Below are 25,618 nucleotides of genomic sequence, written 5' to 3' on the forward strand. Positions count from 1 at the left end.
AAGGGATGTGGCGGCGTGAGCGTCGTGCAGGTGAAGGGCGCGTTCGATGACGGGTCGCTGTACTCGGTGCGGCTGACCGGGCAGCGGGCCCGGCCCGTCATCGGGTCGCAGCGGGTCGCAGCGATGTTCACGCGGCTGCCGGACCTGGACGGCACCAACGCCCGCGCCGTGCTGGCGGTGCTGGAGTCCTGGACGAAGGTGCAGGAGGTGACGGGGCAGGTGCCCGCTCCGGCGGGCCCGCCCCGGCCCGCCGGGGCTGTGCACTGAGCCCGCACGCCGTGGAGCGCGACGCAAGGCCGCGCCGCGCTCCATGGTGCGCGCCATGAGACCGACTCTTCGCCGCTCACCCGACTTCCACGCCGTCATCGGCGTCCTGGCCCTGTTCGTCATCGTCATCCTGATCGGCGCCGTAGTCGCCGCCTGCGCCCCGTCCAACACGGGCGGAAGCGCTCCGGTGTCGAGCCATTGGGACGACGACGGCCACCACCACGGCGGTTGGCACCACGGCAAGAGCTCCACCAAGCCGCCCGCCCGGAAGCCCCAGATCAAGACGCCCCGCGCGAAGACCGGCAGCGGCACCGGCCGGGGGCCGTCCCTCTCCAAGCCCGCCCGCCGCCGATGAGGGGCGACGCGACGCAAGGCCGCCCGGGGGGTCATGGTCCGGCCCGTGCGTAGATTCCGACTGCAGCTCCAGGTGAAGGGTGCCCCCGGCGCGGGCCCCGCCATACCGCCCATGGACCCCGCCGCCGATCCGGCCGCGGCCGCCGACCCCAACGCCGGCCAGCCACCGATGCCCACCGACGACTCCCGCCCGTGGGCAGGTGACTTGTACGACGAGGGGGACGAGACGCAGCCCGACGACCCGTCGGTCACCGACCATTTCTCCGACCCGAACGGGGAGGAGGCTTGGCTTGAGAAGGCCCCGGACGGCACCCTCACCGGGTGGGTCCGTGACGCCACCGGCCAGGTCTACCGGTACTCCGACGCCGACGCGTGGGCCACCGACGTGGACGACGCCGGGATGACTCCCTCCGGCGGCGGCGCCCCCGCCCCCGACGGCATGCCCGAGGGCGAGCCTGCCGTCGGCGAGGAGGGCGACGGCCTGGAGGAGGGCGACGAAGAGGGCGACCTGCCCGGCCTGGACGAGGAGCCGGACGACGAAGAGGACGAGGAAGAGGACGACGAGGACGACCCTTCCGCGTCGCCCAACCCGTTCAAGAAGTGACCCGGAGGCAGGCACGATGAGCGACACCACCCCGCCCGCCACGCTCACGGAGGGCTTCCGGTCCGCCAAGGCCGGAGCGGAGGCCGCACGCACCGGCAAGGCCGTAGAGGCCTGCCCGTACTCGGCCGATGGCGACGTTGTGCAGCGCTTCCACCGGCACTTCTGGATGCTCGGCTACGACAACCCCGGCAGGCACGGCACCCGGTGACCCGTAGGCCTTCACGGCAGCCGGCGCCCGTCGACCAGGAGTTGCACGACGCGATCTACCGGGCGTTGCGGACCGCCCGCGTCATCGACCCCGACGACGGCACCGTGCCCTTCTACAAGGCAGACGAATACTGCGTGTGGACGGGCCCGGAAGCGCTCATCGCCACCATCGCCGCGCACGTGAAGCCCTTCACCGCCATGGCCCCGGCGGTATAGCGCAGGACGGTAGGCACACGCGGCGCGCACGGTACGCAGGCCAAAGCCCCCGGCCTGGAAGGACCACCGTGCCGCCGCGCCCCCGCCCTCAGCCCCCCGAGCGGGGGACCTCCCTGGCCATAGCCGCCGTGACCGGCGTCGAAGACGACGTCGGCGACGTGATCCTGCCCGGCGCCTTCGCCGAGACGCTGCGCAAGCGCCCGGTGAAGCCTGTGTTCAGCCACGAGTGGAAGGACCCGATCGGGGCCTGCCGCAGCGTGGAGGAGTGGCCGCCGGGAGACCCGCGGCTGCCGAAGTACACGCCCATGGGTGAGCCGTGGCCCGCTGCGGCCGGCGCCCTGGTGGCCAACGTCGCGTTCAACATGAAGACCACCCGCGGCCGCGATGTGTACGAGCAGGTCAAGCAGTGGCACGTGGAGGGCGGCGGCGCCCAGTGGTCCATCGGCTACACCGTCCCCAAGGGCGGCGCGACCAAGCGCTCAGGTGTCCGCATCATCCACAAGCTGGAGCTGTACGAGGTCAGCCCCGTCCTGCACGGCGCGCACCCGCTGACGATGAGTCTGCAGGTGAAGGGCAACCCCGCCGGGGTCGGCGACGGGATGGAGTACAAGGCCACCCCGGGCGGCCAGCCGCACGGCGAACCGAACGTCGGCGAGGGCGTCATGGTCGCCCTGTACCCGGACCTGGACACGGCGGAGCGGATCGCGCACCCCGACGGCACCGCCCCGGAGGAGCTGCACGTCACCCTGGCCTACCTCGGGCAGGCTGGCGACCTCGGCGGGCACCCCGACGACCTGCCGGACCTGGTGCGCGACCTGGCGGCCGACACGGAGCCGCTGCAGGGCACCATCGGCGGCATCGGGTTCTTCCCGCCCAGTGAGGACGGCACCCCGTGCTGGGTGCCCGTGGACGTGCCCGGCCTGACCGCGCTGCAGGATCGCGTCGCCTCCCGCCTGTCCACGTCGGTGTTCTCGGAGCAGCTCCGCGCCGACCACGGGTTCACGCCGCACCTGACGCTCGGCTACGACCTGCCCGCGGACACCCCGGCGGTCCCCCCGACCCCGGTGCATTTCGATCAGTTGTGGGTTGTGGTCGGCCAGGAGCGCACGCCGATCCCGCTGTCCCTCCTGGAGGAGGACGCCCAGCCGCCCGCCGCACCCACGCCCGCGGCCGCGCCCGTGGAGACCAAGTCGGCCCGCGCCGCCGTGGCGGCCGCCCGCCGACAGAGCAAGACCGCACGCGCCGCCGTCCGAGCCGCCCGCCGGCCCCCGAGCCGCCCCCGCACCCGCTACCAGACCAAGACCGCCCGTGCCGCGGTCGCGGCCGCCCGCCCGTCCCTGGAGACCAAGAACATGACCGGCCACATGCCCGGCTCCTTCGAGGAGCAGCGCCGCGCCCTCACGGACGCCATCCGCACCCTGTTCCACCCCGACGCCGACGACGACTCGGGAGCAGCGCCCGTTGACCACTGGTGCTGCGTAGAGGCCACGTACCCCACTCACGTGATCGCCACCGTGGGCAGCCCCGACTACTCCTCGCCCGCCACCTACTCCGTGCCCTACCGGTTCGAGGGCACCGACCCGGTCCTCGGAGCCCCGCAGCGCGTCGCCGTGACGGTCGTGGCCGTCCCCAACGACGAGGACTACGACCAGGACGACGCCCCGGCGAGCCCGCAGGAGACCGCCGACGCCCGGTACATCGAGCCCGCCGCCGCAGGCCTGGATGACGCCACCAGCGCCCTGGAGGCCTCGCAGGCCAGCCCTGGCGCCCTGGCCGCACTGCGGCCCGTCATGCAGCGCCTGATGGCGACCTTGGCCCGCAAGGGCATGCCGATGGACGCGCCGCAGCAGTCCACCGTCCCCCTCGGCGACGGACCCGGCCCCGACGACGAAGACGACCAGGAGGACGACGACGAGATGGGCTGGGATGACTGGGACTACGGCGACGACGGCGACGACGGCATGAACAGCGGGCGGCCCGTGCCGCCCCCGCCGCCCAGCAGCGACATGGGCAGCGACTACGCCGGGGCCGATTACGCCGCCTACGACGGCCTGGACTACGGCGGCCGCGACGACGACGAGGACGACGGCGACGACGGCGACGGCACGGTCTCGCTCAACCCCGACGACGTCCACAAGCAGCTCGCCGAACTGGACGACTGACCTGCGCGATTGCTCCCCGCGCACCTGGTGCGGGGAGCACGCGACACAAGCACTCCACCCCCTGTCACATGACTCCGACGATCGGGTCGTCCCGGTGCTGGCCGGGCGAGCGACCGCGCCCAAACGCACACCCACCAGCACCCCCGAGGTATTCACCCCATGAGCACCGAAGGCATCAGCCTCAAGACTCTGACGACCGAGCTCGCCGCCAAGCGCGCCGAAGCGCAGCGCATCGCGGACACCTGGCAGGTCGACGAGAAGAACCGCTTCACGATCTCCACCGCCCAGAACGACGCCTACCGCAAGGCCATCCGCGAGGCGCAGGAGATCAAGGGCCTCATCGACTCGCGCCGCCAGGCCGACGAGATCGACGCCTACCTGGACGCCCCCGAGGGCCCGACCGCCGCCGGCCGCTACTACGGCGGCAGCGACAGCGGCATGGAAGCCAAGAGCCTCGGCGACCTGTTCGTGGAGTCCCCGGAGTACAAGCGCGCGGCCGCCAACGGCTTCGCCGAGCGCCCGTACATCCGTACCGAGCTGGAGGGGAAGTCGATCTTCTCCCTGTCCGCCGGTACCCACACGATCAACGCGTTCGGCTCCGCCCAGGACATCGGCCTGGTGGAGTACCAGCGCCGGAAGACCCACATCCGGGACCTGTTCCCGAAGGCCACGACCAAGGCGAGCATCCTCTACGGCATCCGGGAGACCGGGTGGACGAACAACGCAGCCCAGGTCAAGGAGCGTTACGCCGCAGACGGCGTATCTCCGGCGACGGGCGGCCCGACCGACGTGTTCGGTAAGGCCCAGGAGTCGGACATCACGTTCGAGTCGATGATGTACCCGGTCGTGGAGATCGCCACGATCCTCCGCGTCCACAAGAACACCCTCGCCGACGAGCCCATGCTCAAGAGCTTCCTGTCGGGCCGTCTCACCGAGGCCCTGAAGTTCCGCGAGGACGTCGACCTGCTGTCCGGCACGGGCGGTTCGCAGGCCCTCACCGGCCTGTTCAACACCCCCGGCGTCCAGACGTACACGGGTTCCAACCAGGACGGGTACTCGGTGCAGGTCCGCCGCGCCATCACCCGGTCCCTGCTCGCCGAGTTCGAGCCGACCGGCCTCGTCCTGGCCCCCGACATGTGGGAGAAGGTCGAGCTGGAGACCGACGACACGGGCGCCTTCCGCGTCGCCGTGTCCGTCGCCATCGGCGCGGAGAAGAAGGTGTGGCGCATCCCGGTCGTGGAGACGACCGCGATGCCGTCCGGCAAGTATCTGCTGGGCGCGTTCGGTCTCGGCGCGCAGATCTACGACCGGCAGAACACCACGGTCACCGTGTCCAGCGAGGACCAGGACAACTTCCAGCGCGGAGCAGTTTCAATCCGCGCGGAGTCCAGGGTTGGCTTCTCCGTCGACCGTCCCGAGTCGTTCGTGATCGGTTCGTGGACGACCCCCGCCTGATCTGACCGCAGGTAGGGCATAGAGCGGCCCCGGCACTTCGCCCGGGGCCGCTCTGCGTGCTGCGGGCGACGCAAGCCGGGCCGGGCAGGCACCGTGACCGCCGACCGTGCCGCACCCCTGGAGGACCACGATGGCCGCCCGTACCCGTAAGCCCGCCGCCGCGGCGGAGGAGCCGCTGCCCGAGCAGGCGCCGGAGGAGACCCCCGCCGCCCCCGAGCCCACCCCCGAGCCCGCACCGGAGCCGGAGCCCGTGCCGGAGCCCGCTCCGCCGTCCGTGTCGGCGGCCGCGCCGCTGGAGGCGCCCGCGCAGGAGCCGGAGAAGGCCGAACCGGCCGCGCCCGAGCGGAAGAACGCCACCGACGTGCTGCCCGAGGCGCCCGTGATCGGCCTCATCGTGGACGAGGAGACCGGAGAGCCCCCGGCCGACCTGGAGGCCCTGTTCACGCCGTTCACGACGTTCGGCACCGTGATGGTCTCCCAGGCACGCCTGATCGAGCACGTCGCCGACACCTACGGCCGCCGCTCCATGCGGCTGCTCGTCGCCCGGCACGCACAGGTGTCCGCCGAGACCGCCGCAACCGTCCTGCAGCGCCTCAAGGACCAGGCCGACGTGCGCAACGCCATCGAGGACTGACCGGACCGGCAGAAGGGAGGGAGCACCGTGGGCACGTGGGAATGGCGTCCGGTCGTGGACATCGCGGCGGCCGGCGGCCGGGCGCTCGCCGTGGACCTGTACGACACCCCGGACCGCACCGGTACGCCGATCGCCACCGTCCCGGCCCCTACCGGGCCCGACGCGGCGGGCCGCTGGATCTTTGACCTGCCGGACCTGCCTGACGGCCGGTACTGGGGGGCGGTGCAGTACCTTCCGCGGACCGGGGCCGTGCAGGCCCGTGACCGCAACCCGCGCATCGACCTGCCGACGGACTCCGGGCTTGTCACCTCCCCGGAGGAAGTCGCGGTGCGGCTCGGCATCGAACTGCCGCTGACGGCCGTGCAGCGCGACCGGTTCGCGCAGGCCATCGAGGACGCGCAGGGCGACGTGCGGACCTACCTCGGGCGTGACCTGGCCGTCTCCTACGCCACGTACCCGGGCGTCTCGCCGAACTGGGCGGCCGCGCGCCGCATAGACGACTGGCGGACGTGGCGGCACCTGGTCGTGGGCGACGACTTCGACGTCGTCGCCGTCGTGGACCGCGACCACGGCCTGTACGACGTGACGGTGCGCGCCGGCCTGGAGCCCGAAGCGGAGACAGCGGTCCGCCGGTACGTCACCGCGCACGCCGGGGAGGCCCTGCGCACCCGCGGCAGTGACGGCACGCGGCGCACCACATCGGTCTCGGCTGAGGGTCAGTCCGTGTCGTACGAGGCGACGCCCACCACGGGCCAGCCCGGGTCGCTTCCCGCGCTGGAGGATCTCGCGCCGTACCGGGCCATGCCGGTTGGCGCCCCGCCGCGCGTCCACCGCATGCCCTGGCCCTACTCGTGACCGGCACCGGGCGACGGTAGCCCCGCCCAGAAGCCACCATCCGCCCCGACAACCACCCCACGCGCAGGGAGAGCACCCCCATGGGCATCTTCAAGGCATCCGACGGCAGTCGGGTCACCAAGGCGGCTTTCCCCGCCACCGTCGACAACTCCGACCCGCTGATGGTCGTCTCCGAAGACCTCACGTCCACCCGCCGCTGGGACGGCGACGCGCTGCCGCAGGGCACCATGCAGATGATCTCGCTGCGCGCAGGCACCAAGCTGCGCCAGTCGAAGATCAACGAACTGTTCCCTCCGGCGACCATCACCTCCGTCTCCCCGGCTACCGGCGGCGTCGCGGGTGGAACGGTCGTCACCCTCAAGGGCACGTACCTGGACGGCGTCACGGCCGTCACCTTCGGCGGCACGGCGGGCACCGCCCTGACCGTCGTCTCCGACACGGAGCTGCGCATCACGACCCCGGCGAAGGCGGCTTCCACCGTCGACATCGTGGCCACCGACGACGGCGGCGCGGTCACCAAGACCCAGTCGTTCGTCTTCGCCTGACAGGTCGGGTCGAGCCGTGGCCGTTCTCCTGCCGAACCGTTCCCTGTCCGTCCAGCGGGCAGGGACACACCCGTGGGACCGGGACGCCTACGGGCAGCCCGTCCCCCCGGACCCGGCGACCGTGACGGCCCCGGCCGGCCCCTCCCTGCCAGGCGCAGCGACCGAACAGCCCGACGGGTCATGGACGCTGCGCCTGGACCCGTCGCAGTGGCCTGTACGGCCCGGCGACCGCATCACCGACGGCACCCTCACGTGGGTGCTTTCCGGGGCGTGGCTGCGCGCCGTGCCCGTCGACAGCGGCGCCGACTACATCCAGGCCAACGGGGTCCTGGACCCGCCCAAGGCGGTGTGATGGCGAAGTTCAAGGCCGTGCCGGGACTCGAGGAAATGGTGGCCCAGATGGTCGCCCCCGACGTCGAGCGGATCGCCCGGCAGGTGGAGACCGAGGCGAAGCGCTTCGCCCCGCCCACCAAGAAGTGGATCACCGTCGGCGACGAACGGGTACGGCCCACGCACGCCGAAGCGCACGGCCAGGAGGTCCCCGACAACCTGCGGTTCGTCGTGACGTCCATGGACTGGGACCGGCAACACCGCGGCGTCGGCGAAAAAACTTACTTCCGGTGGCCGAAGGACGAGACGAGCCGGGCCGTCGCCAACCTGGTGAACTGCCGGTGCGCCCGCCAGGTCGACAAGGACGGCATCGCCCGCCTGATCCACACGACCCCGCCCGTCATCACCGGGAAGAAAGTCACCGCCACCGTGGTCTGCCAGGGCAACTGGGTGGTGCAGTCCGAGTACGGCACGGTCTACGAGGGCCAGCTTGTCGCCACGGGCGCGCACTTCATGGCGCGGGGCGCCGCGGCGGTCGCATCCCGCCGCTGAGCAGGCGACACAAGGCCTGGCCGGACCTCACCCTCCCGCCCATGACTGACTCCACCAGCACCCCCAAGATGACCAAGGCCGCGGCGGCCGCCGCCGCGGCGACCGAGGCGGCGCCCGCCGTGGCCACCGGCGCCCCCACCGAGCAGATCCCCACCGTCGGCCCCGCTCTCGCGCTCGGCGAGGCACCCACCGTCGTCACCCTCTCCCACCACATGAGGATCGACGGCCGTGACCTCCTGCCCGGGGCCAAGGTCGCCGTGTCCGCCGCCTACGCCCGCCAGCTCCGCGCCAACGGCTACGCCGCCCGGACCTGACGATGAGCAACGCGGCACGGCTGGCCGGTGCGGACCCCCTCCCGCAGGTGCTGGCCTACCTGCAGCAGCACCCGGACGTGACCGAGGCCCTGGGCGGCCCCGGTCACGTCTCCGGGCTGCTGGAGGAGCCGTGGCCGCACATCACCGTCACCCCCGGCCCGGGCGGAGACCTGCGCACCTTGCGCTGGGACACCGTCATGGACATCTCGATCGAGGCGTACGGGCACCCGTCGGGGTGGCCGGGGCCGGCGGAGCTCCGCCGCCTGGCGCTCCTCGCGGTCGCCGCGTGCATCGACCTGCCCGACGCGGACCGCCCGCCGGGCGCACCCGTGATCACCGCTGTGTCCCCGTCCGGGGCGCTGGCGTGGACGCCGCTGGAGACCGGACAGCCCCGCTGGTCGACGGGAGTGCTCGTCACCTCCCACCCGGCCCCGGCTTGAGCACGCGACGTAAGCACCCCCCGGCGGTGAAGCTCCCCAGCGCGATCCGCCCCCACCATGTCCGGGAGAGCCCATGCCAGGCGCTGTCACCAACCCCCAGCAGCTCGTTGTCGCCGCGCGTACGTTCGTCTACCTCGCGCCCGTCGCCACCGCGTTCCCCGTCGACGTGGACACCGCGCCCGCCGCGGCGTGGATCAGCGTCGGCCTGACCGAGGAAGACGGCCTGAAGTTCAGCACCGAGCCGGACTTCCAGGAGATCACCTCCGCGCAGTCCGACTTCCCCGTGCGCCGCGTGCAGACCAAGGACGCCGCGTCGATCGAGGTCACCCTGCAGGAGTGGTCCGGGCCGAACTTCCAGGCCGTGTTCGGTGGCGGCAGCATCACCAAGACCGGCACGGCCGGTTCGGAGATCTACAAGTTCACGCCGCCGCAGATCGGCGAGCGCATCGAACGCGCCTGCATGCTCGAAACCCACGACGGCGACAAGATCTACCGCTTCGCCTTCCCCCGCGTGTTCCAGATCGAGGGCGTGGAGCTGGAGTTCAAGAAGTCCAACGCCTCCACGCTGCCGCTCAAGCTGGGCATCCTCGGCGGCGACGGCACGGCTCCCTGGTACGCGATCACCAACGACCCCGCGTTCGACACCACCACCCCCTGATCAAGCCGGTTATACCCAGCCCCCTCCCCCCAGAGCCTTGGAGCCCTGCCGTGTCTGCCCCCCTGATCGACCTTGACGCCCCGCGCCGCGAGTCCGCGCACCCGGACGGCATCCCGGTGCGCTTCGGCGGCCAGTCGTTCACGCTCCCCGCGGAGCTGCCCCTGGACACCCTCACCGGCCTGATCCTGGACCCGGGCCTGGACCTGCCCGGCCTCCTGTCGCGCCTCAACCGGTCCACCACGGCCACGTTCGGCAGTGACGTGGTCGACGCGCTGCTCGACCGCGCCGACCTGCCGCACAGCGTCCTCAAGGCCTTCACGCGCGCCCTGGAGTCGCTGTTCGGCGTGGAGGAGTACGCCGAGTTCACGCGGCTGCGCCCGTCGGTGCCCGACTACATCCGGCTCATCAAGGCGCTGTGGTCCCTGTACGGCGTGAGCCTGGGGGAAGCCGCGCGGTCGCTCACCTCGCCCGCGAGCGGTGGAGCGACCTCGAAGCCGACTTCGCGCACCACTACCCCGGGATCGACCTTCGCGGCGTCTACCGGCGTCCCGGACAGCCCGGCTTCTTCGGAGTCCGACGGCTGATCGTCCTCGTCGCGGGCCTGCCAGAGCACGCGCAGGTGCGCCGCCCAGACCGGGCCCGCGCCCCATGGGGGCAGGTCGAAGAACTGCTTGCCCAGCTTGTCGAAGAGGTGTCCATCTTGGCGTCCGACCACCGCCGCAAGAAGCCCCGGGAGATCCCGCGCCCGTACCGCGCGGCCGACCGGGCGCCTCGGCAGGCTGCGCACCTGCAGATGATGGCGGCCGCGGCGGCCGCCGGCCGGGTCCGCCATGGCTGAGGGCCAGGTCGCCGGACGCCTTGAAGTTCCGGTCGTCGCGGACCTGTCGAAGTTCGCCACGGAGCTGCGGGCGAAAATCGAAGAGGCCGCGAACGGTGTCGTGGCCAAGATCAGCGCCGAGTTCGACGCGGTGCAGGCTCGCGCAGACCTGACCGAGGCCATCGAGACCGCGGCGGAGAACGTCAAGGCCCGCGTGGACGTGGCGTTCAACGTCGCTCAGGTCCGCGCGGCGCTGGAAGAGGCCGTCACGGAGGCGTCGACCGGCGCCAAGGCCAGGGTCGCCGCCGAGGTCGACCAGGGGCAGGTCCGCACCGCGCTGCGGGACGCCGTCAACGGCGCCATCGACAGCACCGAGCCCGCGGAGGTGCGGGCCCGCCTGGACCGCAACAAGGTCCGCGAGGAGCTGCAGCGCGCCCTGACGCAGGCGGAGGAAGACGGCGCGTCGACCGTCAACGTGCGGTTCGACAGTGACGGGCCCCTGCAGGAGCTCGCCATCTCCGAGCTGCGCTCGGCCCTGACGCGCATGCAGGCCGAAGCCGACCGGCACCCGGTCACGCCCCGCATCAGGCAGCCGCGCATCGGGTTCCTCGGCACGCTCCTCAAGATCGGCGGCCTGGCGTCGCTGGTGCAGCCGGCCGTCGGCACGATCGGCGCGGCCCTCACCGGCCTGACCGCCGAGATATCCGCGCTGGCGCCTGCTGTCGGCATCCTGGGCGCCATCCCCGGCCTGATCGGCGCCGGAGGCCTGGCGTTCCTGTCCCTCAAGACCGCGTTCGGCGGGGTGGGTAAGGCTGCGCAGGCCTACGCCCAGCAGCAGCAGGCCCTGAACAGCGGCGCCAAGCTCACCAAGTCCGAGCAGCAGCAGATCCAGAAGGCCCTGGACGGCGTCGACAGCAGCGTCATCAAGGCCATCGCCGGGGTGCGAAGTCTCGGCGGCGCGTGGAAGTCCATCAAGCTCGATGCGCAGCGGGCCGTCTTCAAGCAGCTCGCGGACGAGATCAAGCCCACCGGGGAGCGCGTCCTGCCGATCCTCGGCAACGCCATCCACGACGTCTCGAACGCGTTCGGGAACGGCTCGAAGCGGGCCGCGCAGTTCTTCCGCACCCCCCTGTTCCGCGCCGACTTCACCCGCGTCGTCGGCTCCTCGTCGTCCGCCCTGCAGCGCATGGGGCAGGCCTTCGGGCCGCTCGGGCACGCCCTGCTGGACTTCCTGGTCGCGTCCGCGCCGCTCACGCAGCGGGTCGCCGGCTGGATCGCCCAGTCCGGGCGGTGGCTGCAGACGTCCATCGCGGTCGGCCGGGAGACCGGCACCCTCGCCCGGTTCCTGGACCGCGCCGGGGACAAGGCCTCGCAGTTCTCCCTGGCCACGCGGGACCTGTGGCGAGGCCTCAAGGCCATGGGACGGGCGGCCACCGACTCCGGCGACTCGATCCTCAACGGGCTGACGCACTCCCTGCAGGAGTTCAGCATCTGGTCCAACTCCGTCGCGGGCCAGAACCGCATGAAGGAGTTCTTCGACGGCGCACGCCCCGCGTTCGCGGAGGTCGTCGGCATCCTCGGCGACATCGGCCGCGGCCTCGGGCGCATGTCCGAGGACAACGGCCTGGTCCGCATGCTCCAGTCGCTCCGCTACGACCTGCTGCCCGGCGTGGGGCACTTCCTGGACCAACTCGGGCGCGACGTGGGCCCCAAGGTCATCGACGCCTTCGGGTCGCTCGCGGAAGTGCTCGCGCAGCTGTCGGCGGCCGGCGGCGGCATCGGCATCATCATCCACGCCATCGACACCCTCGCGTCGTCGACCGCGTTCCTCCTCAAGTCGGTGCCCGGCCTGGCGCTGTTCGTCGGCGGCCTGCTGTCCCTGCTGACCGTCCTCAAGGCCGTGCGCCTGGTCGGCGGCGTCTTCGACCGGCTGGTGGGCATCGGCACCACGGCGCAGCGGGCCGAACAGGGCGTGTCCCGGCTGAGCGCCACCGTCGACCGCTTCACCCGCCAGTCCGGCACCATCGCCGGAGTCCAGCGCGCCTACGCGCGGGGCTTCTCCAGCGCCGCAGAGGGCGCGAACCGGTTCAGCCGGACCGTGTCCGGTGTCGGCAGCGTGGTGCAGGCCGCTGGGCGCCGCATGGGCGGCCTCCGGGGCGCGGTGAGCGGCCTCACCGGTGCCCTCGGCGGGCCGTGGGGCATCGCCATCACCGGGGCCGTGATCGGCCTCGGTCTGCTGATGGACAGGCAGCGCAAGAACGCCGAAGCGGCCCGGGCGCACCGGGCGGAGATCGAGGACCTGGCGCAGGCCCTCCGCGACTCCAACGGCGAGATTGACGAGAACGTGCGCGGCCTGGTCGCCAAGAAGTTCCAGGAGAAGGAGGTCGGCGACACCGGTAAGACCGTCGCCGAGGTGGCCGAGGCGCAGGGCATCAGCCTGCGGCAGCTCACCGACTCCGCACTGGGCCTGGCCCCGTCCCTCGGGACGGTGGCCGACCAGATGCGCGACACCGCCCAGGGCATGACCCGGATGCAGGTCACGGCCGAAGGCGTGCTTCCGATCATGACGCAGGAGGGCCACACCGCACTCGAAGCGGCGGACGCCATCGACGGCATGTCCGGGAACCTGGACAAGGCGAAGAAGTCGAACGCCGACTTCCTGTCGGCGGCCAAGCAGGTCGGCGCGGACGGCACCACCATCTACAGCCGCCTCACCAAGGCCGTGCAGGTGCTCGCCGACACCACGCTCGACGCCGACTCCCGCACCGACGCACTGCGCGCCACCATCGACCTGCTGTCCGGCAAGCAGCGCTCGTACGCCGACGCGCAACTCGAGGTCAACCGGGCCATCACCGAGGTCACCAAGGCGACCAAGGCCAACACCAAGGCCAACGAGGAGAACGCGAAGAAGGGCCGGAAGGCCAAGCCGCCCAAGGGGCTACTCGACAAGAGCGGCAACCTGTCGTCGGTCACCGAGACGGGGCAGACCGCGTACGACCTTCTGCAGCGCCTGGAGCAGCAGGCCGACTCGGCCGCCATCGCGGCCGCCGACCGGGCCAAGTCGCAGGGCGGTAGCCCCGCGGCGCAGGCCAAGGCAGCCGGGCAGGAGATGGTCCGCGCCCGCGAGGCCGCGATCGACTACGCGGAAAGCCTCGGGCTGACCGCCACGCAGGCCGGGAAGATCGCCGACCAGTTCGGGCTGATCCCCGAGACGGTGAAGACCGCGTTCGAGTTCCGCGCCGAGTCCGAGGCCTCGCAGCAGATGCTCGCGGTGCAGAAGCAGCTCGACAACATCAAGGGCAACAAGGTCACGACCGTGTCCGTCCTGGCACCGCAGGCACGGGCCGCCCTGGAGGCCATCGGCTACTCCGTGAAGACCCTGCCCAACGGGCAGATCGAGGTCCGGGCGCCGATCGGGAAGCCCCGCGCGGACCTGGCGAACATCATGGCGCTGGTCGATGAGGCTGACCGCAGGGGCGTCTCGATCGACGTGAAGGCCGAGATCGAGAAGGCCTCCACCGACCTGGAGCGGGTCCGCACCGCCGTGAACGGCATGCCGAAGGGCTCCAGCGTCGTCGTGAAGGCCCCGACTGCGCTCGCCGAGAAGGAGCTCAAGGATCTCGGCTACAAGGTCACGCACCTGGAAAAGGGCAAGGTCGAGATCACCGTGCCCAAGGCGCAGACGATCCGGGAACTGGACGCCATCCAGAACCGGGTCAACGACCTCCGGGGCATCCCCATCAACATCCCCGTGCGCTACCGCAGCTCGGGCCTGCCGCAGGGCGTGCTCAAGGCGCAGGCGAACGGCGGCGTCATGGACTTCTACGCCGACGGCGGCGTGCGGGAGAACCACGTCGCGCAGATCGCCCCGGCCGGCGCCATGCGGGTGTGGGCGGAGCGGGAGACCGGGGGCGAGGCTTACGTACCCCTCGCGGCCGACAAGCGCTCCCGGTCCAAGGCCGTCGTAGAGAACGTGGTCGACCGCTTCGGCGGCGCGGTCGAGTGGTTCTCCGACGGCGGGTTCAGCGGCGCCGACGCCCTGTTCCGGTCCTCCCGCAGGGCCGGGCAGGCCGGGGTAGCCGGCCGCGGCCCCCTCGCCCTGGTGGGCGGAGATCTCACGATCACAACGCAGGCGGACAGCGTCAGCGACGGCATCGGCGACGCCCTGTTCGAGCTGCGGCGCCTGCGCATGGGAGGTATCTGATGCTGGCGGGACAGTGGCGTCTGGCCTACAGCGCCAGGGGGCATCTGCCCGGCGCTGACCTGATCTTCGGCACGGAGAGCACAGGGATGCTGCTCACGCAGGAACCGGACATCACCTTCGGCGACGCCAACAACGGTGAGCAGCCGCTTCCCGGCGAGGACGGCATCCGCTTCGGCCGTGACTACATGGGGGCGATGAGCGTCACCTTCGAGGCAGCCGTGTCGACGTGGGGCCCGAACAGCCTCAACACGGTCACGGAGGCAGCGGAGTGGACTAAGGCGAACCTGCTGCACCTGCCGGCGGGCACCCTCATGGGACGGTCGAACCAGAACGCCCTCAGCAAGCTCCGCTCGATCTGGCGGGCGGACGCGGTTCGCGCGGGGGCTGGAACGGTCGCCTCGCTGTACCACCAGACGGAGGCGCGGACCCGGGTCGCGTACGGACGGCCCCGGCGGTTCGCCCCGGCGCACTCCAAGCTGTTCCGCCAGGGGTACACCCCGGTCGTCGCCGACTTCCAGTGCGCTGATGACCGCTGGTACGACTCAAGCTCGAACGTGGTCACCATCAGCACGAAGTCCCCTGTGGTGCCCGTCGGACCGAAGCCGGTCAGGCCCCCTATCAGCCAACCTGCCCGCGGGTCGGTGACCATGCGCGGTGACATGTCCACGTGGCCCGTCATCACCATCAACGGGCCCGCGCTGAATCCGACGGTCTGGATCGGCGACCAGGTCCGTTTCAAGCTGGGCATGTCCATCGTGTCGGGCGACTGGGTGCGGGTGGACCCGCGGCCTTGGGTTCGCACGGTGCGCACGTCCTCCGGGGCATCGGTCGCGCACCTGCTGGACCGAGCCTCAACCCGGCTCGCCGATATGTTCGTTCCGCCCGGCACCTACGCCTTTGGTGCGGATTTCCAGGTTCCCCTGGGCGCGTGGGGTCCGGTCACCTGTTCGTGGCAGGACGCCTATGGCTGGTTCTGACCGATGACCGGCCGTCAGCCTCCGGGGTGGTTTGGGGCGTCCGGGGGATTGCCGACACGCGATCCCGTAACCCCTTGGTGTGTGCCCCAGGGGGGCAGATAGGGCTAGGATCGGCCGCAGTCAGCCAAAGGTGTGCCCGACACACCGAGAAGCTGGCGCCAGCCAAAGAAAACGGCCCCTTGCCAGCCGCAGCGATGTAGGAGTCGCTGTGCGCGGCGGTTCGGGGCCGGAGACCTAAGCAGGAGGTCTATGCGATGCAGCGTACCCGCATGCGCCCCCCCGGACGCAACAAGACCCACCGAGAAAGTGCCGCGCCTCACGCGCGCCGCTCGGTGGGTCTCTCCATGCCTCCCCTTCCGGACACATCCGGTGGGGGCTTCCCGTCGTTGGGCTCAGTACGGCGCACGTCCGCTGACCCCATAGGGGGATGGTGATGATCTAAGTCTTCCGGGGCGGATTCTCCCGGGCCGGCTTCCACCCCGGCCCTTGCATCCCGACCCCGCCGTCCTGGCCTCTGGTGGCTTCCACCCCACCTGAGTCCGATTGACGGCCTCACGTCAGCGCTACCGGGCTTCCACCCCCGGCGGCGTGGCCCTCACGGGCCGAACTTCACTGCTTCTCCAGGCAGCGGCCCCGAAAAGGGCCAGACCCCCCAAGGGGGGCTTCCGCATGCTCTCCACGAAGGGAGCCACGGCAATAATGCCGCATGCCCTCGCGCAGTGCCACCCACCCTGGGTCGCGCGTCGCGCGGAACATCACGAAAACAGCCTCGCGTCACCGCCGCCACCCGCGACGGCGGCCGCCGCTGAGCTCGTCGCCGATCAGGCATCGCAGCAGCTCAACGCCACCGCGTCCCGGGCGATTCATGACCCCCGCGAGTTCCTGCGCGCGACGGTATGGGCCGTCGGCGCAGGCCTGCATCCGAAGGCCGGCGCGTCCACCATTCGAGTGGCCGAGGACATCGCCGCCCGTGTCGGGTGGCGCGGCCAGGTCGTCTACGACTGGGACGGCACCGCGGCCCGCGTCGGGCTGAGCCGCCGCCGTGTCGCCGACCATGTCCGCTACCTCCGGGAGTTGGGGCTGTTGGTGTGGCACACCCACGGCAGCCGGGCCAACGCGCGCAAGCGGCGCGGCCGGGACGGGTACGCCGCTACCGCCACCATCTACGCCCTGGCCGTGCCCCGCATCTGGGACGAAGCGATGGGGCGACGCATCGCCGGAGAGGGCTACTACGCCCGCATCAGCGGCTACACCGCCGAGGGCCGGGCGCGGGCTGTGGATGAAGCCCGCGTCGTCTCCCGCCGACGCAAGCCGCGTTGCACCCCTTCCCTCCGGTCTCAGCCACAGGAGTCCTGTACTGCTGAGGTAGGTGGGAAGAGGAAAGACCCGGCTCAGCCGGAGCCAAAGATCGAAGCACCTGTGGAAAACCCCCGCCGCAGGCCCGCCAGACGCCCCGCAGACACCCGGCCGGGCCGCCGCCCGCACCAGGTCCGCGCAGGCCTGCAGGTGGCCGCCCAGATCCGGCCCCTGGTCACCTGGGCTCAGCGCATCCCTTTGCGGCGCCTGGAAGTTGCCCTGCGGCCGCTGCTCGATCGCGGGTGGGAACCGGCACTCATCGCCATCGAGCTGGCCATGTGGGCCCGCTGCTGGGGACTCGACGCCGCGACCGGGCACCCGTGGCGGCCCGACGACCCGGCCGCGTACCTCCATGCCCGCATCCGCCGCATGTTCGCCCCCGCCGGCCCCGAGCTGCTGCCCGCCGACGACGAGACGTGCCGCTGCCAGGCCTGCCGGGAAAGCGCCCCCGCCAGCACCATCCCGAACCAGGCCGCGCGGGCCGCCATCACGACCAACCTCGACGAGTACCCCGTCCCGGAGCCGCCGAAGCCCCGCAACGAGTGGGAGGACCGGGCCGCCGCCAAGGACGCGTTCGCCGCCCTCGCGGCCCGGCTCGCCGAAGAAGCCCGAGCCACGGCCACGTTCGCCCAGTGGTGTGTTTCGGACGCCGAGCCGTCCGGCGCCTGGCGCAAGCCGTGGCTCGCCCCGGACGGCGCCCAGTGACGCCGCGACGCAAGGCACCCCGCCCGCGCACCCTCCTCCGCGTCCCCAACAGACGCCACAGCGAGGAGAGTGCCCGTGAGCTGGGACGGTGTGCCCTGGTACGTCGAAGGCTCGGAGACCCCCAACGAGATCGTGCGCGCTCTGGCGTGGGCCGGGGCCGGCGGCAGCGAGGGAGTGGTGGAGGCGACCGACCTGCGGGTGAGTGCCCTCCCGGCTCCCAGCGATGCCGTCAGCGTCGCGCCAGGCCTGGCCGTCATCCACCTGCCGCTCGCCGGGCAGCCGTCGGAGGGCTACGTCGCCCGCATGGCATCCGCGGAGCAGGTCGACATCGAGCCGACGGACTCTTCCGGCCCGCGCTCCGACCTGATCGTCGCCCGCATCGAGGACCCGAACCTGGACGACCAGTGGCCGATCCCCGAAGACCCGGCCGTGGGTCCGTACGTGTTCACCCGCGTGATCAGCGGAGTCCCGACCGGCACCACCAGCATCCAGGAGGTGCGGCCGGAAGACTCGGCGATCACCCTCGCCCGCGTCGACCTGCCCGCGAACACCTCCTCGGTCACCGCGGCCATGGTCACCGATCTGCGGCAGCTCACCCAGCCGCGCGTGCGGCGCGCCGTCAGCACCCTCTCTGGGCAGTGGTCCACTCCTGACTCGGTCGGCCCGATCACCGACGAGTGGGAGGAATTCCCGCTCAACGCCACCGTCAACATGCGCGTGCCGAGCTGGGCGACCCGGGCCGTCCTGGAAGGCACGTGGGCCGGGCTGCTCAAGCCGGACGCCACCGAGGCCCGCGGGCAGCTCCGCGTCCGCCTGGGGGATCAGGCGGTCGTCGCCGACTACGTCACCAGCTCCGCCGGCCGCATCACGCTCATCGCCGGGGGCGAGGTGGCCGTGGCGCCCGAGCTGCGCGGCACCATGCAGCCCGTCGCCCTCGAAGGGATCGGCAAGCCCGGCTTCGACAAGCCGATCAACGCCGACATCGGCACCACCGTGCAGCTCGCCGTCACCTGGGTCCAGGCCCCGAGCGCCGACTGATGACCGCAGGCTGGCGGTTCATTGCCCAACGCGCCACGACAGGGCAGTTCCTGGACTGGGACGTGCCGCTCGTCCTGGACCAGGCGCCCAAGCGCGAGCTGAACGGGCCCGGGCAGCTCATCGGCCGCATCAACCCGGAGTATGTGCGCCTGCAGGCCAAGCCCGACGGCCTGCGCGTCCTGGAGGAGTGGTCGACGGCCCTGTACGCCGAGTTCCACGGCCGCATCCGGTGGGGAGGCATCGTCACGCACATGTCGTGGGAGGGGCAGTCGTACAAGGTCGAGTGCGCGGGCTTCAATGCGTACCCGAACGGCATGGCGTACACCGGCCCGGAGATCCACTCCGGCCTCAAGACGGTCGTCAAGACCAAGTACGTCGACAAGAACCACGACGGCTACATCGACGGATCCAAACCGAAGAAGAAGATGCCCAAGGAGAAGTTCACGATCTCCAAGCGGCTCGACGCGTACGACATGGTCCGCACCGTGTGGAGCCACCTGCAGAGCAAGAAGTTCGGCAACCTGGGCCTGGTCGTGGACAAGCACGACAGCGGCTACCTGCTGGGCGCCTCCAGCGGTGACGACCCGTACGAGGTGGTGTGGTGGGAGGCCCCCGACTGCGGGGACCTCATCCGGCAGGTGATGGGCCTGGCGCACGCCGACTTCGCCGAGTACCACTCTTGGGACGGCACCCAGCAGAAGATCAGCCACCGCCTGCTGCTCGGCACGCGCCGCCTCGGCCGCACCCGCAACGACTTGCGGTTCGCGCAGGGCGAGAACATCATCGCCATGGCCAACCCCGAGGGCCAGGGCGAGGACTACGCCAACGAGCTGCTCGTCCTCGGCAAGGGCACGGGCCGGAAGATGGCGAAGGTGACCGTGCACCGCGGCGGCGACAACCGGCTGCGCCGGGCCCGGGTCATCACGTCCAAGGGCACGAGCAACGCAGCGCTCCTGCGCAAGTCCGCCGACAGTTGGCTGGCCAAGCACAGCCAGCTGCTCACCGTGCCGCAGATCGCCATATGCGACCACCCCAATGCGGCTCTGGGCTCGTGGGCCATGGGCGACCGTATCCTCGTCCAGGTCGACGTGCCGTGGGTGGGGGAGCTCGCAGTGTGGCACCGGGTCATGGCGGAGGAGATCGACCCCGTGGCCGGCACCGCGATCCTGACCCTGTCCCGTGCCGATGCCGTCAACTCCTGAGCGGGCGGCCGCCGCGGCCTACGCCAAGGCGCTTCGCACACCACCGTCTGCAGAGGCAGGCGAGTACATGCGTCGGCGCCTGGCCGCCCGTGCCGCTCAGGCCTCCGGTTCGGCGAGCGGCCCGAGAGCGGTGTAGCAGGACCGGCACACGGGCACCGGCCCCTCGGTCTTGAAGGAATCGCTCGCCACCCGGATCAGCAGACCCGGGTCCGCGGCCTCCATGCACACGCCGCCCTCCGGCGCCGCGTGGTACATCCGGCATACGCAGCGGCAGCCGCCCGGGCGGTGCTGCTCCCACGCGAAGAAGAAGCGCAGCCGGATCGTCAGGACGGGATGCTGCGCCTCGGTGCTCATGGGGTCAGTCTGCAGCCTCCGGGAGGGGTGCCGACACCCCCCAAAAATTGCCTGTGATTCTGGGACTTATCACAGGTAAGGCAGCCCTAACTGCCCCGGTGAGGGCGCGACCTTAGCCACCGCGGGCTCGCACCCTCCGCCCCGTGATCAGTAACGAGGAGCTGAACGCGCGGGTACGGGTCACGCGCTTCGCACAGCAGCTCGACCAGCTCTCCCGCCGACTCGACTCCATCGAGCGGTCCGCGCAAGCCAGCTTCACCTCCGTCGACGGCGGCACGCTCGACGTGTTCGACGCCGACGGGGAACTGGCCCTCTCCATCGGCGTCCAGGACGACGGCGCGGCCGCCGTCGTCTACCACTCGCCGGAGCCACCGCCCACGCCGACCACGCCCATCGCCGAGGGCGTCATCGGTGCCATCCAGGTCACGTGGGACGGCCTGTTCACCGACGCGGGCACCGCCCCCTCGGACTTCGCCCGCATCCAGATCCACCTGCTCCCCTCCGCCGAGGCCCCGGTCGACACCGGGGCGCCGGCCGCCACCATCGAGACCGCCACCGGGGCGTCGGTCGCCGTCGCCACCGACCTCTACACCCCGCAGTACGTGCGGCTCATCGCCGTCACCAAGGCGGGGGTACCCGGGGCGCCGTCCGAGGCCGCGACGGCGGCCGCGCGGAAGGTCGTCGGCGACGACCTGCTGAACGGGATCATTGACGATCTCAAGCTCGCGGACGAAGCGGTCACCGATGGGAAGATCGCGCTCGGCGCGGTCAAGAGCACCGCCATCGCCGACGGGGCGATCCTCGAGGAAAAGCTGGCCGCCGCGGCGGTCACCGTCGGGAAGATCGGCCCCGGCGCGGTCACCATGAACGCGCTCGGCGGCGCGCTCTCGGACCTGGCCGCGCAGCGCTACGTGGACGCGATGGCGGACCCGGCCGCATGGCAGGTCACCGACTCGCAGCCCGGCTCGACCTGGGCCCACCTGTCGGGCGTCCTGGACGCCCCAACGGGCCAGACCGTCGGCGAGGCCCACGGGTACATCCGGATCCAGGGCAACACCCTGATCGCGTACGAGCCGGGCATCGTCTACCGGGTCAGCGCCCGCGTCCGGCTCACCGCACCCGTGCCCGGCAACGAAGCCTTCTACGTCGGGGTCCTGGGCGTCGGCGCCGACAAGACCACCCTCGTCAACCGGCTCGGCGCCAACAACGCGTCCTCGCACTACTACGTGGCCGCGTCGGCCAAGCCCCTCACCACCACCGACGGCTGGGTGACGGTCGTCGGCTACCTCAAGGACCGCGCGGCCACAGGCGCCAACGGTTCCGCCGGCCCCAACAACGACCCGCGCGCGGCAGGACTCGTCCACGCCAACGTCCGCTTCATCAGCCCGTACGTATGGCTCAACTACAACTCGGCGACCACACCCAACTCCACCAGCGTGATGCAGGTCGACTGCGTCACCGTAGAAGCCCTCAAGACGGGTGTGGTCGACTCCACGAACCTGGTCGCCGGATCGGTGACCACCGCGGCGCTCGCCACGGACTCGGTCACCGCAGGGAAGATCGCCGCCGACGCGATCACGGCGCGCGAGATCCTGGCCGGCGCCATCGGCGCATCCGAGATCGCCGCCAACGCGGTCACCGCGGCCGCCATCGCCGCGGGCGCCATCACCACCGACAAGCTGACCGTCAGCGGCGGCGCGAACATCCTCAGCGACCCGTCCTTCGAGGGCGCATACTCCGCAGCCCTGGTGGGCGCCTCCTCGTTCCTGACGATCGACGCCACCGGCAACGGCAGCCCGAAGAGTCTCAAGATCGACATGACGTCCGGGGCGTCCACCACCCGGAACCTGCAGCTCACCTCGTTCTCGCTGGCGCCCGGCGATCAGCTCTACCTCGCGGTCGACTACCTGGCGTCGGCCACCCTCACCTCCGGCGCCCTCGCCCAGATCTACGCAAGGTTCGAGAACGGCACAGGCGGCGTCCTCGGCTTCGGCGTTGTCGCGGAAGCCCCGCCCGCGTCGGGGGTGTGGCGCCGCATCACGGGCACCGTCACCGCCCCCGCGGCCACCACCAAGTGCTTCATCTACGTCGAGGTCAAGAGCGCGCTCGCGGGCACCGTCAACTTCGACAACGCCGCGGTGCGGCCCGTCGTCGGCGGCACGCAGATCGCCGACGGCGCCGTGACCACGCAGAAGATGGTCGCCAACTCGATCGCGGGCGACCGGATCACAGCGAACTCCCTGGACGCCTCCAAGATCGTGGCCGCGTCCATCACAGCCGCGCAGATCCAGGGTCTCGCCATCACAGGCGACAAGATCGCCGCCAACACCATCGACGCCACCAACATCAAAGCCGGAGCGATCCAGGCGGCCGCGCTCGCCGCCGACGCCATCACCGGCAAGACCATCACGGGCGGCACCGTCACCGGGGCCATCGTCAACGGCTCCACCCTGCGCACCGGGGCGACGGGCACCCGCATCGAGATGGTGCCGGACGACGGATCTACCCGGCACGACCCCGTCCTGCGATTCTTCACGGGCGCCGCAGGCGAGACGGACCCCGCCACCATGCACGCGTCGGGATCCCTCGGGTACTTCACCCTGGCAGGCGTGGAGTACGGCCAGGGCAGCGTCCTGTTCAACCTGGCCACCCCCACGAATGCCGCCGACCACGGCTACATCGAGCTCTACATGGGCCAGAACGGCAGCCGTCCGAACCCGAACCTCTACATGGACGGCGGCACGGGCACGATCACGCTGTTTGCGCAGACCGCCGACCGCGCCAACAACACCAGCTTCACCTTCACGGGCAAGGGCCTGACCGTCGACACCTGGCACGCGGCCACTCTCAACAGCGCGCAATGGGTGCCCTTCGGCGCCCCCTACGCGTCACCGGCCTACCAGGAACGGCCGGACGGCACGATCGACCTGCGCGGCACCATGAAGCCCGCTGCGAGCTTCACCCCGGTCAACGGCGGCGTCCTGTTCACGCTGCCGTTCACCCTGCCGTTCCAGGAACGCTGGGACTGCCGCACCAACGCCACCAACGGCACCGCCGCGATCACCGTGCGCACCAACGGACAGGTCACCATCGACGACATCTCCGGCACCGTGTCGTGGGTGATGCTCGGCGGAGTCAAAGGCATCCCCACGGCGTGACCCGGCCGCCGCCACCCCCCACCACCCGAAAGGACACACCACCCCATGACCGAGCGCCAGGTCACCATCATCGGCAGCGACACCGTGGGATACCGCTGGACGTGCGGCATGTGCGGCGCCACCGCACAAGACCCGCTGCTCAGCCGCGACGAGGCCCTGCAGGCCTGGGATCTGCACTGGACCACCGCCCCGTCCGTCCCCGTACCCGAGTGGATCGGCTCCCTGCTCACCGCCGGGCAGGCCCTCGCCGACGCGGCCGCCACCGACGGCAGCCTTCCCGTGCAACGCACCGCATGGGCCACCGCCCTGCAGCGCGCCCCCGCCGCGACCATCGCCGCCTGGCAGTCGCCCGGCAACGTCCACCCCGCATGACCCGGGCCAGCAGGGGACGGTAGCGCCGACGGGCGTGCACGGTACGGCACAACGCGCGGGCAAGGGAGCTCTCAACGTCCCTTGTGCACCGGGGCCCCTCGCCCGCGCGCACCAACCCACCCCACGCAAGCCGCCGGCGAGAGGAACCACCGTGGCAACCGGTGCCTATGCCGCCCTGGTCCCCCTCGGCGTCGCCGCCGTGGGAGTCGCAGGCCCCTACCTGACCTACCGCCTCGGCGTCCGCAACGCCGCCCGCACCGAGGAGCAAGACGACCGTGCCGCCGACGCCAAGGGCGTCGAAGCCGTCGTGGAGGGCTTCACGGCCCTGCTCACCGAGTCCCGGTCCGTCCGCGATGACCTACGCGAGCGCGTGCAGGCCCTGGAAGCACGGTCCTCCGAACAGGGGGCAAAGATCGCCGTCCTGGAAGAGGGCCGCGCCGCCGACCGCCGCCGCATCACCGCCGCCGTCCGCTACATCCGCGCCCTGCGCTCCCTCCTGGTCGAGCGCGGCCAGACTCCGCCGCCCGTCCCCGAAGAACTGAGCGACGACATCGCCGACCCGACGCACGGGCCGGCCCCCCGCAGCACGGCAACCCCCGCCGTCGACCACCTGGAGGCCACCTCATGACCTTCTCGAACGTTCTCGCCCACTCCGCCGCGTACGGCGCCGCCGTCGGCTCCGTCCTGCCGCTCGTCGCCGCGGTCATCCTGCGCCCCCACTGGTCCAAGGGCGTGAAGCAGGGCATCGTCGTCGTCCTGGCCATCATCGCGGGACTCGCCACCGTCGCCGCCACGGGCGCCTTCACCGACGCCACCACCCTCGCGGAGCTCATCGCGCAGGGCGGCCTCACCGGCTTCGCCATCATCGCCGCATGCGAGGCCGCGTACAGCGCCCTGTGGCACCGCTTCGGTATCGCCCAGGCCCTCGAGGTCGCCACGTCTCCGGCACTCAAGACGGTGGACTGCGGAGGCCAGTGCGCCACCCGGGCCGCTGGCGGGCTGTGCCTGGAGCCGTGCGCCGGGGAGGCCTCCCGCGAGTAGGGGCCGCAGGCGCCCGAGGGGGCGCTACTCTGGGAGCACCGGTGGCCGCCTGGCCGCCGGTGCCTTCCGTTGAGGGACGACGGGTGCCGGATCATTCTGCCTTTCGGAGTGCGGGCCGGCACCACATCCGTTCCGAGACCACCGGCAGCGCCCCACGGGCGTGCGCCGGGACCGGGGAGCCTGCCGAGCGAGGATCCGGTACACGGAAGGCACCGACGCCCAGGCGGCCACCACCACATGCAGGCCCGTCCAGCACACGGGCCGCCCGCACACGAGAGGCAGGCGCCATGGCCCGGCAGACCGAGGTGGACCCGGAGAAGGTCGCCGAAGAAGTCGACTTCCTCAAGCAGGCGGACCGCGAAATGTTCGCCGTGGAGCTGATCGAGCACGTGGCGCTCCACGTCCGTCAGCGCGACGCAGCCCGCACGGTCGCCTTCCGGCACCCCGACATCGTCGCCCGCACCGAGCAGGAGGCAGACCGGCTGCTCCGCAACCATGGGCCCCTGGTGGACATGGAAGAGGGCGAGACCCGCAAGGCGTACAAGCGCCGGACGGACGGCATCCGCCGGAACCTGGAGTTCGAGCTGCGCCTTGCCACGCGGATCGTGGACGGCGACAGGGCCCGCCAGGGCCGCATCACCACCGACCGCAACCCCGTCCGCCGCGCCCTGCTGCGCCTGGCGGCCGAGCACCCGCAGCGGTTCATCGAGCTCAAGCGCGAGGAGCGCCACGCGGCCGGTCTGCAGCCCGAGGAGTAGCCGCGTCTCACATGTGAGACACGAGAAGGGCGCACCCCCGCAC

At 71.5% G+C, this 25,618-nt stretch carries 28 protein-coding genes; 27 read left to right on the plus strand and 1 reads right to left on the minus strand.

Features of this window, described 5'->3' with window-relative positions; translation table 11 throughout:
* Positions 1 to 15: 15 nt before the first annotated feature.
* The 22 genes from ACZ7MY_RS35960 to ACZ7MY_RS36065 all read left to right on the plus strand — a co-directional run bounded on the left by ACZ7MY_RS35960 (position 16) and on the right by ACZ7MY_RS36065 (position 19,892).
* A complete protein-coding gene (locus ACZ7MY_RS35960; protein WP_499608603.1) occupies positions 16 to 267 on the plus strand; it encodes a hypothetical protein in 252 nt (83 codons plus the stop codon).
* Between the two features lie 55 nt (positions 268 to 322).
* A complete protein-coding gene (locus ACZ7MY_RS35965) occupies positions 323 to 622 on the plus strand; it encodes a hypothetical protein (RefSeq protein WP_499608606.1) in 300 nt (99 codons plus the stop codon).
* A 45-nt stretch (positions 623 to 667) separates the two neighbouring features.
* Positions 668 to 1,225, plus strand: a complete 558-nt coding sequence (locus ACZ7MY_RS35970) for a hypothetical protein (RefSeq protein WP_499608609.1) — start codon at positions 668 to 670, stop codon at positions 1,223 to 1,225.
* A 16-nt stretch (positions 1,226 to 1,241) separates the two neighbouring features.
* The gene (locus ACZ7MY_RS35975; RefSeq protein WP_499608611.1) at positions 1,242 to 1,433 is read left to right on the plus strand and encodes an Rmf/CrpP family protein; all 192 of its coding nucleotides are present in this window, start codon (positions 1,242 to 1,244) and stop codon (positions 1,431 to 1,433) included.
* Entirely contained in the window at positions 1,430 to 1,648 is a 219-nt protein-coding gene (locus ACZ7MY_RS35980) for a hypothetical protein (protein ID WP_499608613.1), read from the plus strand. Before ACZ7MY_RS35975 ends, ACZ7MY_RS35980 begins: the two co-directional genes overlap by 4 nt.
* Before the next feature lie 128 nt (positions 1,649 to 1,776).
* A complete protein-coding gene (locus ACZ7MY_RS35985) occupies positions 1,777 to 3,810 on the plus strand; it encodes an HK97 family phage prohead protease (RefSeq protein WP_499608615.1) in 2,034 nt (677 codons plus the stop codon).
* A 159-nt stretch (positions 3,811 to 3,969) separates the two neighbouring features.
* Positions 3,970 to 5,265, plus strand: a complete 1,296-nt coding sequence (locus tag ACZ7MY_RS35990) for a phage major capsid protein (RefSeq protein WP_499608617.1) — start codon at positions 3,970 to 3,972, stop codon at positions 5,263 to 5,265.
* 130 nt (positions 5,266 to 5,395) lie between these two features.
* Positions 5,396 to 5,899 (plus strand): hypothetical protein, encoded by a 504-nt coding sequence (locus ACZ7MY_RS35995; protein WP_499608619.1) that lies wholly within the window; start codon positions 5,396 to 5,398, stop codon positions 5,897 to 5,899.
* 27 nt (positions 5,900 to 5,926) lie between these two features.
* A complete protein-coding gene (locus ACZ7MY_RS36000) occupies positions 5,927 to 6,754 on the plus strand; it encodes a hypothetical protein (protein WP_499608623.1) in 828 nt (275 codons plus the stop codon).
* An 80-nt stretch (positions 6,755 to 6,834) separates the two neighbouring features.
* The gene (locus tag ACZ7MY_RS36005) at positions 6,835 to 7,299 is read left to right on the plus strand and encodes an IPT/TIG domain-containing protein (protein WP_499608626.1); all 465 of its coding nucleotides are present in this window, start codon (positions 6,835 to 6,837) and stop codon (positions 7,297 to 7,299) included.
* Positions 7,300 to 7,315: 16 nt separating this feature from the next.
* The gene (locus tag ACZ7MY_RS36010; RefSeq protein WP_499608629.1) at positions 7,316 to 7,651 is read left to right on the plus strand and encodes a hypothetical protein; all 336 of its coding nucleotides are present in this window, start codon (positions 7,316 to 7,318) and stop codon (positions 7,649 to 7,651) included.
* Positions 7,651 to 8,181, plus strand: a complete 531-nt coding sequence (locus tag ACZ7MY_RS36015; RefSeq protein ID WP_499608632.1) for a putative phage head morphogenesis protein — start codon at positions 7,651 to 7,653, stop codon at positions 8,179 to 8,181. Before ACZ7MY_RS36010 ends, ACZ7MY_RS36015 begins: the two co-directional genes overlap by 1 nt.
* 41 nt (positions 8,182 to 8,222) lie before the next feature.
* Positions 8,223 to 8,495: a hypothetical protein gene (locus tag ACZ7MY_RS36020; protein ID WP_499608633.1), complete on the plus strand. Its 273-nt coding sequence runs from the start codon at positions 8,223 to 8,225 to the stop codon at positions 8,493 to 8,495.
* A gap of 2 nt (positions 8,496 to 8,497) precedes the next feature.
* Entirely contained in the window at positions 8,498 to 8,935 is a 438-nt protein-coding gene (locus tag ACZ7MY_RS36025; RefSeq protein WP_499608635.1) for a gp17 family tail completion protein, read from the plus strand.
* Between the two features lie 73 nt (positions 8,936 to 9,008).
* Positions 9,009 to 9,593: a phage tail tube protein gene (locus ACZ7MY_RS36030; RefSeq protein ID WP_499608637.1), complete on the plus strand. Its 585-nt coding sequence runs from the start codon at positions 9,009 to 9,011 to the stop codon at positions 9,591 to 9,593.
* A gap of 50 nt (positions 9,594 to 9,643) precedes the next feature.
* Complete coding sequence (locus ACZ7MY_RS36035) at positions 9,644 to 10,177, plus strand: hypothetical protein (RefSeq protein WP_499608640.1); 534 nt, start codon at positions 9,644 to 9,646, stop codon at positions 10,175 to 10,177.
* 116 nt (positions 10,178 to 10,293) lie between these two features.
* On the plus strand, positions 10,294 to 10,431 hold the full coding sequence (locus ACZ7MY_RS36040; RefSeq protein WP_431959437.1) for a hypothetical protein: 138 nt from the start codon (positions 10,294 to 10,296) through the stop codon (positions 10,429 to 10,431).
* Positions 10,424 to 14,614, plus strand: a complete 4,191-nt coding sequence (locus ACZ7MY_RS36045; RefSeq protein ID WP_499608642.1) for a hypothetical protein — start codon at positions 10,424 to 10,426, stop codon at positions 14,612 to 14,614. The genes ACZ7MY_RS36040 and ACZ7MY_RS36045 overlap by 8 nt, the downstream gene beginning before the upstream one ends.
* Positions 14,614 to 15,591 (plus strand): hypothetical protein, encoded by a 978-nt coding sequence (locus tag ACZ7MY_RS36050; protein WP_499608644.1) that lies wholly within the window; start codon positions 14,614 to 14,616, stop codon positions 15,589 to 15,591. The genes ACZ7MY_RS36045 and ACZ7MY_RS36050 overlap by 1 nt, the downstream gene beginning before the upstream one ends.
* A gap of 669 nt (positions 15,592 to 16,260) precedes the next feature.
* Entirely contained in the window at positions 16,261 to 17,652 is a 1,392-nt protein-coding gene (locus tag ACZ7MY_RS36055) for a hypothetical protein (protein WP_499608646.1), read from the plus strand.
* A 75-nt stretch (positions 17,653 to 17,727) separates the two neighbouring features.
* Positions 17,728 to 18,690, plus strand: coding sequence for a hypothetical protein (locus tag ACZ7MY_RS36060; protein ID WP_499608649.1), 963 nt, complete (start codon positions 17,728 to 17,730; stop codon positions 18,688 to 18,690).
* Positions 18,690 to 19,892 (plus strand): hypothetical protein, encoded by a 1,203-nt coding sequence (locus tag ACZ7MY_RS36065; RefSeq protein ID WP_499608652.1) that lies wholly within the window; start codon positions 18,690 to 18,692, stop codon positions 19,890 to 19,892. The genes ACZ7MY_RS36060 and ACZ7MY_RS36065 overlap by 1 nt, the downstream gene beginning before the upstream one ends.
* A 96-nt stretch (positions 19,893 to 19,988) precedes the next feature.
* On the opposite strand, the gene ACZ7MY_RS36070 is transcribed toward ACZ7MY_RS36065, so the two are convergent.
* Entirely contained in the window at positions 19,989 to 20,246 is a 258-nt protein-coding gene (locus ACZ7MY_RS36070) for a DUF6372 family protein (RefSeq protein WP_499608654.1), read from the minus strand.
* A 143-nt stretch (positions 20,247 to 20,389) separates the two neighbouring features.
* Here ACZ7MY_RS36070 and ACZ7MY_RS36075 point away from each other — a divergent pair, with 143 nt between their 5' ends.
* The 5 genes from ACZ7MY_RS36075 (at position 20,390) to ACZ7MY_RS36095 (ending at position 25,575) form a co-directional block, all read left to right on the plus strand.
* Entirely contained in the window at positions 20,390 to 23,404 is a 3,015-nt protein-coding gene (locus ACZ7MY_RS36075; RefSeq protein ID WP_499608656.1) for a carbohydrate binding domain-containing protein, read from the plus strand.
* Positions 23,405 to 23,449: 45 nt separating this feature from the next.
* Entirely contained in the window at positions 23,450 to 23,776 is a 327-nt protein-coding gene (locus ACZ7MY_RS36080) for a hypothetical protein (protein WP_499608658.1), read from the plus strand.
* A 151-nt stretch (positions 23,777 to 23,927) separates the two neighbouring features.
* The gene (locus ACZ7MY_RS36085) at positions 23,928 to 24,404 is read left to right on the plus strand and encodes a hypothetical protein (RefSeq protein ID WP_499608661.1); all 477 of its coding nucleotides are present in this window, start codon (positions 23,928 to 23,930) and stop codon (positions 24,402 to 24,404) included.
* Positions 24,401 to 24,817 carry a hypothetical protein gene (locus tag ACZ7MY_RS36090; RefSeq protein WP_499608664.1) on the plus strand — a complete coding sequence of 139 codons (417 nt, stop codon included), beginning with the start codon at positions 24,401 to 24,403 and terminating at the stop codon, positions 24,815 to 24,817. The genes ACZ7MY_RS36085 and ACZ7MY_RS36090 overlap by 4 nt, the downstream gene beginning before the upstream one ends.
* 287 nt (positions 24,818 to 25,104) lie before the next feature.
* Positions 25,105 to 25,575 carry a hypothetical protein gene (locus tag ACZ7MY_RS36095; protein ID WP_499608666.1) on the plus strand — a complete coding sequence of 157 codons (471 nt, stop codon included), beginning with the start codon at positions 25,105 to 25,107 and terminating at the stop codon, positions 25,573 to 25,575.
* Positions 25,576 to 25,618: the final 43 nt, after the last annotated feature.

The sequence above is a fragment of the Streptomyces sp. NPDC111520 genome (assembly GCF_055635295.1).